The sequence below is a fragment of the Neisseria sp. P0009.S008 genome, from assembly GCF_051958615.1.
Classification (GTDB): Bacteria; Pseudomonadota; Gammaproteobacteria; order Burkholderiales; family Neisseriaceae; genus Neisseria; species Neisseria subflava.
Genome location: NZ_JBQCVG010000013.1, coordinates 13,379 through 27,883 on the forward strand (window position 1 = coordinate 13,379; position 14,505 = coordinate 27,883).

Below are 14,505 nucleotides of genomic sequence, written 5' to 3' on the forward strand. Positions count from 1 at the left end.
GTTATCCATTACCATGAAACATTTAGCAATCCATCTAAAACTATTGGGCATGGCGGCGTTTTGGGGCGCATCTTGGCCGATGGGGCGGATGTTGGGACAGGCGCTGCCGCCTTTGACGGGCGGCATGCTGCGCTTTTTGACGGCGGCAATCTTGCTTTTGGGCTGGCTGTTTACACGGTATCGATTGCGTACTTTGGCGGTTTTGTCGCGCAAACAATGGCTTGGATTGGCATTGGCAGCGGCATTCGGCGTATTTGGTTTTACTGTGTTGTCTATGCTGGGTTTGCAGCGGATTCCTGCTTCAAGGGCGACGGTGTTGGTCACGTTCAATCCTGTGCTGACAATGTTTTTTGCAGCTTTGCTATTTGGCGAGAAACTTAACGGCAAGATTGTGTCGGGTATGTTGTTGGCAGTGGCAGGCTCGATATGGGCGGTTACACATGGCGAGATTGCGGCATTTTTGTCGGGCGGCGGCATAGGGTGGGGCGAAGTGCTGGTATTTTGCAGCCTTTGTTGCTTGGTTACTTATACGATGATAGGCAGGGCGGTGTTGCGGGGGATTGATGCGCTGACGGTCACTGTGGCTACTGCTTGGCTGGGTGCAATGATGTTGTTGCCGCCTGCGTTGATTTCAGACGGCCTGCCGTTTGGTATGCTTGCCGAAATGGACGGTAGGGGCTGGTTTTCTTTGATTGGCCTGTCTATCGGGGCAACGGTGTTGAGCTATGCGTGGTATTTTGAAGGCGTGAAGACTTTGGGCGCAGGCAGCGCGGCGGCGTACATTACTTTGGTGCCGGTATTCGGCATTTTGTGTTCCGCTTGGTTTTTGGGCGAGGCATTGCATGTTTCCTTGGTTGCCGGCTGTTTGGCGGCAGTAGGCGGATTGGCATTGATGCAGTACGGAAGACGTGCCGTCTGAAATAGGAAATATGTTATATAATAATGAGACTAATCAAACCATTGTTTTCAACATGTCTGAACATTCCTCCCTGCTCGATTTCGACCGCGCCCATCTGCTCCATCCCTATACATCCATGACCGACCCGTTGCCTGTTTATCCGGTTCGCCGTGCGGAGGGCGTGCATATCGAATTGGCGGACGGCACGCGGCTGATTGACGGGATGTCGTCTTGGTGGTGTGCGATACACGGCTACAATCATCCCGTTTTAAATCAGGCAGTTGAGGCGCAGATTAAGCAAATGTCGCATGTGATGTTCGGCGGTTTGACGCACGAGCCAGCGGTGGAGCTGGGCAAGTTGTTGGTCGGGATTTTGCCGCAGGGACTGGATCGTATTTTTTATGCGGATTCGGGTTCGGTTTCGGTGGAAGTCGCGCTGAAAATGGCGGTGCAATACCAGCAGGCGCGGGGGCTGACGGCGAAGCAGAATATTGCGACGGTACGGCGCGGTTATCACGGCGATACTTGGAACGCGATGTCCATCTGCGATCCGGAAACGGGGATGCACCATATTTTTGGCAGCGCTTTGCCGCAGCGTTATTTTGTCGATAATCCGAAAAGTCGTTTTGACGATGAATGGGACGAGGCGGATTTGCAGCCTGTCCGCGCCTTGTTTGAAGCGCATCATGCGGATATCGCTGCCTTTATTTTGGAGCCGGTCGTGCAGGGCGCGGGCGGCATGTATTTTTATCATCCGCAGTATCTTCGCGGTTTGCGCGATTTGTGCGACGCATTTGATATCGTGTTGATTTTTGATGAAATCGCCACCGGATTTGGGCGCACTGGCAAGATGTTTGCCTGCGAACACGCAGACGTCGTGCCGGATATTATGTGTATTGGCAAGGGCTTGAGCGGCGGCTATATGACGCTGGCGGCGGCAATTACTTCGCAAAAAGTCACCGAAACGATTTCGCGCGGCGAGGCAGGCGTGTTTATGCACGGACCGACGTTTATGGCGAACCCGCTGGCGTGTGCCGTTGCCTGCGCTTCGGTCAAGCTGCTTTTGTCCCAAGATTGGCAGGCAAATATCCGCCGCATTGAAAGCATCCTGAAAGGTCGTCTGAAAACCGCATGGGAAATTCGCGGCGTAAAAGACGTGCGCGTTTTGGGTGCCATCGGCGTGATTGAGCTGGAAAAAGGCGTGGATATGGCGCGTTTTCAAGCGGATTGCGTGGCGCAGGGCATTTGGGTGCGCCCATTCGACAGGCTGGTGTACCTCATGCCGCCTTACATTATTTCAGACGGCCTCTTGACCGAACTTGCCGATAAAACCGTACAAATCTTGAAGGAACACAGTAAATGAAAGGCGTTTACTTCGTCAGTGGTATAGACACGGACATCGGCAAAACCGTCGCTACCGGCATGTTGGCAAAACAATTATTGCAGCAGGGCAAAAGTGTAATCACGCAAAAGCCTGTGCAAACCGGTTGCCAAGACATCGCCGAAGACATCGCCGTCCACCGTAAAATCATGGGCATACCCATGCAGGAAGCCGACAAACAGCGGCTGACCATGCCCGAAATCTTCAGCTATCCGGCTTCGCCCCATCTCGCCGCCCGTCTGGACGGCAGGGCGTTGGACTTGGACAAAATCCGCAACGCCACGCAACAACTGGCGGCACAATACGAAATCGTCTTGGTCGAAGGCGCAGGAGGATTGATGGTTCCGCTGACAGAAAATCTGTTGACCATTGATTATATTCAGCAACAGGCTTATCCCGTCATCCTTGTTACCAGCGGACGGCTCGGCAGTATCAACCACACTCTGCTCAGCTTCGCCGTGCTCAAACAATACGGCATCCGATTACATAGCCTGATTTTCAACCATATTCACGACAGCAAAGATGAAACTGTTGCCGGAGATACCTTGGAATATCTTAAAAGCCGTCTGAAAGATGAGTTTCCCGAAGCCAAATGGCAGGAGTTGGCCAAGGCAGAGGTGTCAGATGGAGCTTGATATACCGCGCGGCACGCTTTGTTCACATGCCGAAGCTTCAAGTCTTTTGCCGTCTAAGGCCGGACATCTGCTGACCGTTTCTTCGCTAACCGCCGCTTTACGCGCTTCCGGTAAGGATTTTTCAGTCGAGCCTGTGTATTTGGGTTTGACGAAGGGGGCGGACAATAGCGATGAAATCTTTGTGCGCGATGTTTTGCTCAAACTGGACGGCGAAACAGTGATACAAGCCAGAAGCGCGTGCCGGCCGGATAGCCGTCTATGGACAGAATTATTAGATTGCGGAACGCAGCCTTTGGGCGAGCGCCTGTTTGACGGTACATTGCCGTTGAAACGTTCGGATTTTGAGTTTCTTCGTTTTGAAGATTCCGACTATCCATCTTTCAGACGGCCTGTTACCGCGCGCCGTTCGTATTTCGATTGGAACGGGGAAACATTGGAATTAACAGAATATTTCTTATTGAAATTAATAGATTTATACCGCTAAGGCCGTCTGAAAATAAAACCAATTACCGATATTTGTCATAATTCTGTTATAATACAATAAATTAAATTGTTAAGATCTGTTTAATTTCAGACGGCAATAAATTATAATAAGAGCTAAGGCTCTAAAAAAGCCTTTTCTTTCGAATCGACATATAAACAACGACACATTACATCAATGAACATAAGGCGATTTTTTCTACAATTTCTACCGCGTTACGCTGTCGGACGGATGGTGATATACGCCAAGCTGATGCGCGTCGACAAACCCATCGGCACACTGCTTTTGCTGTGGCCGACTTATTGGGCATTGTGGATTGCGTCTAAAGGCGTTCCTGACGCGGATATTTTTATTGCCTTTACCGCAGGCACATTTCTGATGCGCAGCGCAGGTTGCGTGGTGAATGATTTTGCCGACCGCAATTTTGACGGTGCAGTAGAGCGCACCAAAAACCGCCCATTTGCCAAAGGTTTGGTGTCCAAAACTGAAGCGCTGCTTTTGACCGTCATGCTGTGTCTGATGGCGGCTTTATGCTTGGTGCCGCTTAACCGCTTTACTTGGCTGATGAGCCTTCCGGCCTTGTTCTTGGCCGTCACATATCCCTTTACCAAACGCTTTTTCCCGTTGCCGCAGTTTTATTTGGGGCTGGCATTTTCGTTCGGCATTCCCATGGCCTTTGCCGCCGTACAAGACCGAGTGCCTCCCGAAGCATGGCTGATGTTTACCGCCAATGCCTTATGGACGCTGGCTTACGACACGATTTATGCCATGGCGGACAAAGAAGACGATTTGAAAATCGGCATTAAAACTTCGGCAATCACATTTGGCCATCACGATATTACCGCCTCTATGCTTTGCCATTTTTGGTTTACCGTATTGATGGCGGTATTGGGTATCAAAATCGGCGCAACTTGGCCTTATTGGCTGGTATTGCCGGTAACCGTTTATTGGCAGTATCAGCAGTATGCCGCCATCCGTACGCGCGACCGCCAGTTGTGTTTCCAAACGTTTTTGGCCAATAACCGCATCGGTTTGGCGTGGTTTTGCGGATTGGTCTGCCATTATTTCTAGTTGTTTTTGGTTCCCAAACTGTTTTAAAAAACTAGGTTGAGGCCGTCTGAAAAGAAAAGGAAAATGGGTATGCCGGACATACCCCTTTTCATTTGAATCATAGTTTGGCTAGTGATAGGATTTTTATTTTAAATTCTATATAAACAAATAGTTGGATTATTTTTGGCTCGTTAAAAAATATCAAAAACAACATGGAAAATGTTAGCAGGGCGAGTGTAAATTACGCCTTCAGGATTGAGATTTGCACCGACAATCGGTACAATCCCATTGTTTTGCGACATTTAAAAGAGATACACATGAGCCTGATCGGCGAAATTTTACCTTTGTCCCATATCGTTTTGGATTTGGAAGTCAGCAGCAAAAAGCGTCTGTTTGAAGAGGCCGCACAGCTGCTGGAGAATGAAGCAGAATTACCGAATACCAACGTGTTCGACTGCCTGTTTGCCCGTGAAAAACTTGGTTCGACCGGTTTGGGGCAGGGGGTGGCGATTCCTCACGGCCGTCACGCATGCGTGAAAAAAGCCACCGGTGCTTTTATCCGCACCAAAGAGCCGGTTGCCTTTGATGCGCCCGACGGCAAACCCGTTTCCCTGATTTTCATCCTGCTTGTGCCTGAAAACGCTACCGGCGAACATTTGGAAGTCTTGTCCAAACTTGCCGGCAGATTCTCTCAAAAAGCCATCCGTGAAGCGTTGATGGCCGCTACTTCTGCCGAAGAAGTACGCACACTCCTGAGCGAAGAGTAATTCATGCCCAGCATATCTGTCCGCCGCCTGTTTTCCGACAATCAGCACAAACTCGAACTTGCTTGGGCTGCCGGTAATTCCGGCGCGGACAACCGTATCGGTGTCGAAGCTGATAAACCCGTCTTGGCCTTGGTCGGCCACTTAAACTTTATCCATCCCAACCAAATTCAAGTTGTCGGCGTAGCTGAAGCCGAATATTTGCGCCGCTTGGAAACGGGCGAGCTCAACTACGATTTCGGCGAGCTTTTCGATATCCCCATGTCTTTGGTCATCGTTGCCAACGGCTTGCCGGTTTCGCCCAAATTGCGCGATTATTGCCGTACCAACAGTATCCCCTTGCTGACTTCCAAGCAGGAAAGCCCGCACTTGATGGACGTTTTGCGGATTTATTTGCAACGTACATTGGCTACTTCCACTATCAAGCACGGTGTATTTTTGGATGTATTTGAAGTGGGCGTACTCATTACCGGACAATCCGGCTTGGGTAAGAGCGAATTGGCATTGGAGCTGATTTCGCGCGGTCACAGCCTGATTGCCGATGATGCGGTCGAACTCTTCCGTACCGGCCCGGAAATGCTGGAAGGCCGTTGTCCGCCTATGTTGCGTGATTTCCTCGAAGTACGCGGTTTGGGCATACTCAATATCCGCCATATTTTTGGCGAAACCTCTATCCGTCCGAAAAAAATCCTCCAGCTGATTATTAATTTGGTTCCGGCCGACGACGGATACATGAAACAACTCGATCGATTGAGCATCCGTACCGAAACAGCATCTATCCTCAACGTCAGCGTCCGTTCCGTTACCCTGCCTGTTGCAATCGGTCGAAACTTAGCAGTATTGGTTGAAGCTGCAGTGCGCAATTACATCCTTCAATTGCGCGGTAAAGACAGTACCAAAGAATTCCTCGAACGCCATCAAACACAACTCAAAGAAAACGAACAAAATCATGAAAATCGTCCTGATTAGCGGCTTATCCGGCTCAGGAAAATCCGTAGCCCTCAAACAACTCGAAGATTTAGGCTATTATTGCGTCGATAATTTGCCTTTGGAAATGTTGCCTTCACTGGTGTTGCACCATATTGAACGTGGCGAAGAAACCCAGCTTGGTGTTAGCGTTGATATCCGTTCCGGTATCAATATCCAAGAAGCGCAAGAGCAAATCCAATATTTGCGTGACGAAGGGCATCAGGTCGAAGTCCTGTTTGTGGAAGCGGAAGAGGGTGTTTTGGTTCGCCGCTTCTCAGAAACCCGTCGCGGACACCCTTTGTCCGGCCAAAACCTGACTTTGTTGGAAAGCCTGCAAAAAGAACGCGAGTGGCTCTTCCCGCTTAGAGACATCGCATATTGCATCGATACGTCCAAAATGAACGCTCAGCAGCTGCGTTATGCTGTGCAACAATGGCTCAACATTGAACGTGTCGGTTTGCTGGTCATTCTTGAATCCTTTGGTTTCAAATACGGCGTTCCCAATAATGCCGACTTTATGTTTGATATGCGCAGCCTGCCCAATCCGTATTACGATCCGGAATTGCGCCCCTTTACCGGCATGGACAAGCCTATTCAAGATTATTTGGGCCAGCAGCCGTTGGCTCAAGAAATGGTTGATGACATCGACCATTTTATTAGCCGCTGGCTGCCGCGCCTGCAACAAGAGAGCCGCAGTTATGTGACGATTGCCATCGGTTGTACAGGTGGTCAGCACCGCTCCGTTTATGTTGTGGAAAAACTGGCCGAGCGCCTCAAAGGCCGTTACGAACTCCTTGTCCGCCACCGTCAGGCACAGAGCTTGGCAGGACGCTAACTTGCCGTTTCAGACGGCCTTAAAGGAAGAAACCATGAAAAAAATCAGTCTGACCGCATTATCCCTGCTTATCTTGACCGCTTGTGCAACAGAGCCTGTCACTGCTTACCGTTGGCACCGCACCGGCGCAAGCGAAGCCGAAGTTTCCCGCCAAATCAATACCTGCAAATCACAAGGTAAACGTGGCGATACATCCAAAACGTTTGAGCAATGTATGGATGAAGCAGGTTATTACAGCTACGAGCATGGCAACCTCTAAATCCTGATTGACCGATTATCCAAATACTGAGGCCGTCTGAAAAACAATGATTTTTCAGACGGCCTCAGATACGAATAGAAAGAATAAAAAGACATGGCTATCCAATGGTTTCCCGGCCACATGAACAAGGCAAAAAAAGCCATTGCCGAACGCATTAAAAGCGTTGATATGGTGATTGAGATGTTGGACGCGCGTATGCCTGCCTCCAGCGAAAACCCTTTGCTTGCCCAGTTGTCCAAAGGCAAGCCAAAACTGAAAATCTTAAATAAACAAGACCTTGCCGATCCCGAGCGCACCAAAGTTTGGCTCGAACATTACAACAGCCGCCAAGATACCCGCGCCATTGCGCTTGATTCTTCCGAAACCGGCGCGCATGGCAAAATTACCCAAGCCTGCCGCGCCATGATTCCGCATCGCCAAGGTATCGAGAAGCCGCTGCGTGTCCTGATTTGCGGTATCCCCAACGTCGGCAAATCTACCTTGATTAACGGCATGATCGGCAAAAAATCTGCCAAAACCGGTAACGAACCCGGTATTACCAAAGCCGAACAGCGCCTTTTCCTTGCCGACGATTTCTGGCTTTACGATACCCCCGGTATGTTGTGGCCGAAAATTATTGTTGAAGAAGGCGGCTACAACCTTGCGGCCGGCGGTGCAGTCGGACGCAACGCGCTGGACGAAGAAGAAGTGGCGCTTGAGCTTTTGGATTACCTCCGCCGCCATTATCTGGCCCTGTTGCAAGAGCGCTATCAAGCCGACAAAGATCCAAGCAGCCATTGGGACGATACTTCTTGGCTGGAGTGGATTGCCAAGAAACGCGGTGCGGTTTTGAGCGGCGGACGGGTCAACTACCAAAAGGCCGCTGAAAATATCCTGACCGATTTCCGCGAAGGCAAAATCGGCAGAATTACGCTGGAAACGCCAAACCAATGGGAAACTTGGCTGAAAAAAGCCAGACAGAAAGAGGCCGAACTTAAAGCCATTCGCGAAGCCAGAAAGGTGGAAAGAAAAGGGCAGCAGCCTTCAGCCGATTAATATAAAAGGCCGTCTGAAATCTATTTTCAGACGGCCTTTTGTTGGAATAGACAATTTAGAGGGCGGTACGGCTGAAGCTGTCCAAGGTTTTATCGGTTTGGATTTGGTTGAACTGCATGATGGTTTTGTCGCCTTGCTTTTCGTCCAATTCGATTTTTCGTACCAGCGTATCGCCGTTGATTTCGATACGGTTGAAGATCTGACGGGTAATGGCGGTTTTCGGAGTTAAGGTCAACGTCCATTTTTTCTCGTTGCCGTTTAATTTCAAATCAAATTGTTTTTCCAAGCCTTGGGTATTGCCGCCCAAAAGGTCGAGGAAGAGTTTGATTTGGCGGCTTTGGCCGTTGAGCTTGCTGGCGTTTGGGTTGACCCATTGGCTGCCGTTCCATTGCATGATGCCATCTGAACGCACGCGCAGGGTGGTTTCAAATGGTTTTTGCATTTTCCAGAGCAGGCCTTTTTGTGGGACAAGGGTAAAGCTGCCGCTGGTGGTCATGGGTTTGCTGAGGGATTTTAGCTGGCGTTGTTGGACAAAATTGCCTTGCACGTTTTGCGGTTTTTGCAGGGTTTGTGCCAATTCGGCAGGGGAAAATGCCCACAAAGCCGGAGCGCTGATGAGGAGAGTAAGAGAAAGAATGGTTTTTTTCATTGTGCTTCCATAAGGTCTGAGGCCGTCTGAAAGTTCAGACGGCCTTTTATTGCTTTAATTATAAGGTTGACAAGGCCTGATTAAAGGTTGCGCTTGGACGCATCGCTTGTGCGGCTTTTTCAGGATTGGCTGCGTAGTAGCCGCCGATGTCGACCGCTTTGCCTTGTACGGCAGAGAGTTCTTCAACGATTTTGGCTTCGTCGGCAGTCAAAGCTGCTGCCAATGGCGCAAATGCGGCTTTCAGTTCGGCATCTTTGTCTTGCGCTGCCAATTCTTGCGCCCAATAGAGGGTGAGGTAGAAATGGCTGCCGCGGTTGTCGAGTTCACCTGCTTTGCGTTTAGGCGATTTGTCGTTCAACAGCAGTTTTTCGGTGGCGGCATCCAGCGTGTCGGCGAGGACTTGGGCTTTGGCGTTGCCGGTTTTTTGCGCCAGATGTTCAAACGATACGGCAAGCGCGAGGAATTCGCCCAAAGAGTCCCAACGCAAGTGGTTTTCTTCGAGGAACTGTTGGACGTGTTTCGGTGCGGAGCCGCCCGCGCCGGTTTCAAACATACCGCCGCCGTTCATCAATGGAACGATGGACAGCATTTTCGCGCTGGTGCCGAGTTCCAAAATCGGGAACAGGTCGGTCAGATAATCGCGCAGGACGTTGCCGGTTACGGAAATAGTGTCTTCGCCGTTTTTCAGACGACCCAAGCTGAATTTAGCGGCTTCTTCAGGAGCGAGGACGCGGATGTCGAGACCGTTGGTATCCAGTTCGGCAAGGTAGGCTTTGACTTTGGCGAGCAGGCTTTTATCGTGCGGACGGTTTTCGTCAAGCCAGAACACGGCGGGTGTGTTGCTCAGACGGGCGCGGTTGACGGCGAGTTGTACCCAGTCTTTAACCGGAGCGTCTTTGGTTTGGCACATACGCCAGATATCGCCGGCTTCAACGTCGTGTTGCATCAGGACATTATCTGCCGCATCAATGACTTGAACTTGGCCGTCGGCTTCGATTTCAAAAGTTTTGTTGTGTGAACCGTATTCTTCGGCTGCTTGCGCCATCAGGCCGACGTTAGGAACGGTACCCATGGTTGTCGGATCAAACGCGCCGTGTTCGCGGCAGAAATCGATGGTTGCTTGGTAAACGCCGGCGTAGCTGCTGTCCGGAATGACGGCTTTGGTGTCTTGCGCTTTGCCGTCTTTGTCCCACATACGGCCGGAGTTACGAATCATTGCAGGCATAGAAGCATCGACGATGACGTCGCTGGGGACGTGCAGGTTGGTGATGCCTTTGTCGGAATCGACCATCGCCAAATCAGGGTTGGCGGCATAAACGGCGGCGATTTCGGCTTCGACGGCGGCGCGGGTGTCCGCATCCAGTTTGTCCAGATTGGCCAGCAGGTTGCCGAAGCCATTGTTGACGTTGACGCCTGCGGCAGCCAATTTGTCGCCGAATTTTTCAAAGACGGGTGCGAAGAATACTTTGACGGCGTGTCCGAAGATAATCGGGTCGGACACTTTCATCATGGTGGCTTTCATGTGCAGCGAGAACAAAACGCCTTTTGCTTTCGCGTCTTGCACTTGTTCGGCAAGGAAGGCGAGCAGGGCTTTTTTACTCATCACGGTCGCGTCGATGATTTCGCCGGCTTTCAGGGCGACGGGCTCGCGCAACTCTTTCTTGTTGCCTTGTTTGTCGGTGAACACGATGGATACGGAAGTCGCATCGGGTACGGTAACAGATTGTTCGTTATGGAAAAAGTCGCCGCTTTGCATGGTGGCAACGTGGGTTTTGGAGTCTTTGGTCCATGCGCCCATGCTGTGCGGATGTTTTTTCGCAAAGTTTTTCACTGCCTTAGGCGCGCGGCGGTCGGAGTTGCCTTCACGCAGGACAGGGTTTACCGCGCTGCCTTTGATGCGGTCGTAGCGTTCGCGTACGGCTTTTTCTTCATCGGTTTGCGGGTCGGCGGGATAGTCGGGGACGACAAAGCCTTTTGCCTGCAATTCTTTAATCGCGGCGGTCAGTTGCGGTACGGATGCGCTGATGTTCGGCAGTTTGATCACGTTGGCGTCGGGCTGCTTCACCAGTTCGCCCAACTCGGCAAGCGCGTCGGGTACGCGCTGCGCTTCGGTCAAATGCTCGGGGAATGCCGCTAAAATGCGGCCGGAGAGAGAGATGTCGCTGGTTTTGACTTCGATACCGGCATGGCGGGTAAACGCCTGCACAATCGGCAACAGGGATTGGGTGGCCAATGCAGGAGCTTCGTCGGTGTAGGTATAGATAATGGTGGATTTAGTCATGGGATTATTCTCTATGTAGGTTAAGTTTTTCTTTTCGGGCACATCGCGAGATGAAACGTGCTAAGCCTATTATGGCATATTTCGGCGGATTTGGTTGTTGTTTTGATGTTATTGTTTTTTAAGTTGCGGAAAAGAAAAAGGCCGTCTGAAAAGACGACCTAAATATTAAGGACTTATCCGATAATCAAAACGGCATTGCTGCCGCCGAAGGCAAATGACGAGCTGGCGGCAATGCGTTTTTCAGACGGCCAGCGGCTGTTTTCGTCGGTCAAAGCGATGTTTGGTAGCTCGGAATCGGGTACGTTGTCCCATTGTTGCGGTGGTAGTTTGCCTTCCGGATTGTATTGGCAGTTGGCCATCAACCAGGCAAACGCGGCTTCAATCGCACCGGCTGCTCCCAAGGTATGGCCGGTGGACGGCTTGGTTGAGGTGCAAAGGGTGTGGCTGCCAAATACTTCGGCAACGGCTCGGCTTTCCATGCTGTCGTTGTGTTGCGTACCTGTGCCGTGCAGATTGATCCAGCCGATGTCTTCCGCTTTCAAACCGGCTTTATCTAAAGCGGCCTGAAAGGATTGGGCTGCACCCAAACCATCGGGGCGGGGCGAAGACATGTGGTAGGCATCGCTGCTTGCGCCGTAGCCGAGCAACTGCATTTCGCCGTCAAAATCCGCATCACGCGTCATCACGAAAAATGCGGCCGCTTCGCCGATATTGATGCCGTTGCGGTTGGCAGAAAAGGGCTTGGCGATGCCGTCTGAAAGCACTTCCAAAGAGGCAAAACCATTAATCGTCAGCGGAGAAAGCGTATCCGCGCCGCCGCAAATCACGGCATCACACAATCCGGCACGAAGCAGTCGGGCTGCGCTGATGAGGGCGCGTGCGCCGGAAGTGCAGGCGGTGGAGACGGTATAGCGCAAGCCGTCCAAACCGTAAACTTGGGCGATAAATTCGGAGGGAGAAGCCATGGTGTGTTGCAGTTGTTTGAACGGAACATCCGTCCACTCACCACCTTGGACAACGTGTTGGAACAAAGGGATATTTTCGTCTGCGCCACTGGTGGACGTACCGGTAACGACAGCGACCCTTTCTTTGCCGTAACGGGCAATGGCCGCCTGAATCAGTCCGTCTATTTGCGAAAGCGCGTGCAGGATAAGCTGGTTGTTGCGGCTGCGATGTGCTTCGGGAATGCTGTCGGGCAGAGGCATCAGGGTTTCTTTGATTGCACCGAAAGCATGCGTTTTACTTTTTACCCATTGGTCTGAAAAAGTCAGGGGCGTGTTTTCAGACGGCGTGAGTAAGGCATCGGCATGAATTTGCAAGCCGCTGCCCAATGCGCTGGTCAGTGCCGGACGGCTGAGATAAACAGGAGTATTCATGGATTAGTCTTCTGCAATCGGGCTGACCGTCCAGAAAGTTTGGTCGGGGAAGCCGATAAGGAATTGTTCGGAATGGTGGGCGACACACCACAAATCACGCTCGCGGTAGCTGAACACCGCGCCTTTGCCGTCAGGGCAGAATCCTTGATGTGTGGCATTTTGTTGGCGGGCTTCAGGGTAAAGCGTGGCGGCGTGTTCGGCGGCCAAAAGCGGCAACAAGGCGGCAAATAGTCGGCGCGAAGCGGCATTGGGCATCACAAAGCCGTCGTTTTTCCAGCCTTTGGTGCTGACCGATTGACGCGATACCGGCGCACCCAGTGCATTGGTTTGGACAAAGCGGATGCCGTCTGAATGAGGCTCGACTGCCAAGAGATTGGTTTGAACGGTCTGCCCCGCCGCATTGGTCTGCTCGAGTTTAAACCATTGGCCTTCTTTGGAAAGCGGCGGCAGCGTTTGCGGATGAGGGAGCGAGGTCGTGCATGCGGGAAGCAGCAGTGCGGCAAGCAAAGGGATAAATCGCATAAGGTTTTATCTATCGGTCAAAATATTTAATGGTGTGGATAAAGTTTCAGACGGCCTGTTCTGTTTTCGGGTTTGGCCGTCTGAAAGGCATTCGTCCTTATTCTACCTTCAAATCGCCCACCAATGCGGCAAGTGTGGACAAGCGTTGCTCGGATTTTTCCACGAATGGATTGTTCGTATCCCAAGCGTAGCCTGCCAGAATAGACGAAATCATGCGGCTGATTTCAGGGCTGCGGTTGGGCGCGTAGATGGCGTTTTGGAAGCGGAAATCGTACCAGCCGGTTACATAAGTGCGGAAAGCGTTCACGCCGATCATCAGCTGGTCGGCAAATTCGGTTTGCCAATCTGCGGCTTCGCCTTTGAGCTGTTTGCCCAGTAAATCAGCAGCCAGTTTGGCAGAGTGCAGGGCAATGGTTACACCGGAGGAGAAAACGGGGTCGAGGAATTCGGCGGCGTTACCTAAAAGAGCGAAGTGTTTGCCGTATAAGGTTTTCACGTTGGCAGAGTAGCCTTGGATAGAGCGGAACGGGAAGTCGTTTTCCCAAACGGCTTTATCCAAAATTTCCGCCAGCATCGGGCATTCGTACACAAATTTTTTCAACACGGCTTCTGATTCACCGGCCAGTTTGTCGGGCGTGCCGACAACGCCAATGGAGCAGCGGTTGTCGCCGAAAGGAATCAGCCAAATCCAGACATCGCGATGTTCAGGATGCGTGTTGATCAGGATTTTGTTGCGGTCGAATTCCGGGCTGGTGATGTTGTCGTCGATATGCGTGAAGTGGGCTTGGCGCGGAGGCAGCTCGGACGGGCTTTCCAAGTTCAAAAGGCGGGGCAGGACACGACCGTAACCGCTGGCATCCAAAACAAATTTGGCGGTCAGTTCATAGTTTTCGCCTGTATCGGTCGAAACGCTCAAACGTGCCACATCGCCGCTGTTGTCAAACGCGGTTACACCATGTCCGAAGCGGACATCGACGCCTTGTTTTGCCGCTTCATCAATCAGGATTTTGTCGAAGATACCGCGGCGTACTTGATAAATGGTGCCGGGGCCGTCTGAAAATTTTTCAGTAAAGTTGAAATCTGTGTAACGGCTGCCCCATGAAAACGCAGCGCCGTCTTTAAATTGAAAGCTGGGCTCGGCATGCACTGCGTCGGCAAAACCGGCTTCTTCCAACATTTCCATACAATGCGGCAACAGGCTTTCGCCGATGACAAAGCGCGGGAAATGTTGTTTTTCCAATACGCAAACTTTAAAGCCTTGTTTGTTCAGCAAAGCAGAAGCAACCGAACCTGAAGGGCCTGCGCCGATAACGGCAACGTCAAATTCTACGGACATTTGAAAATACCTTTGATTTTAATGATAAATAATG

15 protein-coding genes are annotated in these 14,505 nt (G+C 51.3%); 10 read left to right on the top strand and 5 right to left on the bottom strand.

Going from position 1 to position 14,505, the window contains the following annotated elements:
* Window positions 1-13 precede the first annotated feature (13 nt).
* The 10 genes from ACTHSQ_RS09840 to ylqF all read left to right on the top strand — a co-directional run bounded on the left by ACTHSQ_RS09840 (window position 14) and on the right by ylqF (window position 8,307).
* Complete coding sequence (locus ACTHSQ_RS09840) at window positions 14-919, top strand: DMT family transporter (protein ID WP_003685126.1); 906 nt, start codon at window positions 14-16, stop codon at window positions 917-919.
* A 52-nt stretch (window positions 920-971) separates the two neighbouring features.
* Entirely contained in the window at window positions 972-2,261 is a 1,290-nt protein-coding gene (bioA, locus tag ACTHSQ_RS09845) for an adenosylmethionine--8-amino-7-oxononanoate transaminase (protein WP_440371889.1), read from the top strand.
* Window positions 2,258-2,914, top strand: coding sequence for a dethiobiotin synthase (gene bioD, locus ACTHSQ_RS09850; protein WP_440371890.1), 657 nt, complete (start codon window positions 2,258-2,260; stop codon window positions 2,912-2,914). Before bioA ends, bioD begins: the two co-directional genes overlap by 4 nt.
* A complete protein-coding gene (locus ACTHSQ_RS09855; protein ID WP_003684952.1) occupies window positions 2,904-3,398 on the top strand; it encodes a chorismate--pyruvate lyase family protein in 495 nt (164 codons plus the stop codon). The genes bioD and ACTHSQ_RS09855 overlap by 11 nt, the downstream gene beginning before the upstream one ends.
* Window positions 3,399-3,626: 228 nt before the next feature.
* Window positions 3,627-4,466 (top strand): 4-hydroxybenzoate octaprenyltransferase, encoded by an 840-nt coding sequence (gene ubiA, locus ACTHSQ_RS09860; RefSeq protein WP_372340633.1) that lies wholly within the window; start codon window positions 3,627-3,629, stop codon window positions 4,464-4,466.
* A gap of 296 nt (window positions 4,467-4,762) precedes the next feature.
* Entirely contained in the window at window positions 4,763-5,212 is a 450-nt protein-coding gene (gene ptsN / locus ACTHSQ_RS09865) for a PTS IIA-like nitrogen regulatory protein PtsN (protein WP_003680500.1), read from the top strand.
* A 3-nt stretch (window positions 5,213-5,215) separates the two neighbouring features.
* Window positions 5,216-6,178, top strand: a complete 963-nt coding sequence (hprK, locus tag ACTHSQ_RS09870) for an HPr(Ser) kinase/phosphatase (protein WP_049328647.1) — start codon at window positions 5,216-5,218, stop codon at window positions 6,176-6,178.
* Window positions 6,159-7,013 (top strand): RNase adapter RapZ, encoded by an 855-nt coding sequence (gene rapZ / locus ACTHSQ_RS09875; protein WP_440371891.1) that lies wholly within the window; start codon window positions 6,159-6,161, stop codon window positions 7,011-7,013. The genes hprK and rapZ overlap by 20 nt, the downstream gene beginning before the upstream one ends.
* Before the next feature lie 34 nt (window positions 7,014-7,047).
* Window positions 7,048-7,272, top strand: a complete 225-nt coding sequence (locus ACTHSQ_RS09880; protein ID WP_070748174.1) for a protocatechuate 3,4-dioxygenase — start codon at window positions 7,048-7,050, stop codon at window positions 7,270-7,272.
* Window positions 7,273-7,365: 93 nt separating this feature from the next.
* On the top strand, window positions 7,366-8,307 hold the full coding sequence (gene ylqF, locus ACTHSQ_RS09885; protein ID WP_440371892.1) for a ribosome biogenesis GTPase YlqF: 942 nt from the start codon (window positions 7,366-7,368) through the stop codon (window positions 8,305-8,307).
* Between the two features lie 55 nt (window positions 8,308-8,362).
* On the opposite strand, the gene ACTHSQ_RS09890 is transcribed toward ylqF, so the two are convergent.
* The 5 genes from ACTHSQ_RS09890 to ACTHSQ_RS09910 all read right to left on the bottom strand — a co-directional run bounded on the left by ACTHSQ_RS09890 (window position 8,363) and on the right by ACTHSQ_RS09910 (window position 14,471).
* Window positions 8,363-8,956, bottom strand: coding sequence for a LolA family protein (locus ACTHSQ_RS09890; protein WP_003685091.1), 594 nt, complete (start codon window positions 8,954-8,956; stop codon window positions 8,363-8,365).
* Between the two features lie 58 nt (window positions 8,957-9,014).
* Window positions 9,015-11,237 carry an NADP-dependent isocitrate dehydrogenase gene (locus tag ACTHSQ_RS09895; protein ID WP_440371893.1) on the bottom strand — a complete coding sequence of 741 codons (2,223 nt, stop codon included), beginning with the start codon at window positions 11,235-11,237 and terminating at the stop codon, window positions 9,015-9,017.
* A 173-nt stretch (window positions 11,238-11,410) separates the two neighbouring features.
* Window positions 11,411-12,613: a beta-ketoacyl-ACP synthase gene (locus ACTHSQ_RS09900; RefSeq protein WP_440371894.1), complete on the bottom strand. Its 1,203-nt coding sequence runs from the start codon at window positions 12,611-12,613 to the stop codon at window positions 11,411-11,413.
* Between the two features lie 3 nt (window positions 12,614-12,616).
* A complete protein-coding gene (locus ACTHSQ_RS09905; protein ID WP_440371895.1) occupies window positions 12,617-13,135 on the bottom strand; it encodes a hypothetical protein in 519 nt (172 codons plus the stop codon).
* A 97-nt stretch (window positions 13,136-13,232) separates the two neighbouring features.
* A complete protein-coding gene (locus ACTHSQ_RS09910; protein ID WP_440371896.1) occupies window positions 13,233-14,471 on the bottom strand; it encodes an NAD(P)/FAD-dependent oxidoreductase in 1,239 nt (412 codons plus the stop codon).
* Between the last annotated feature and the right edge of the window lie 34 nt (window positions 14,472-14,505).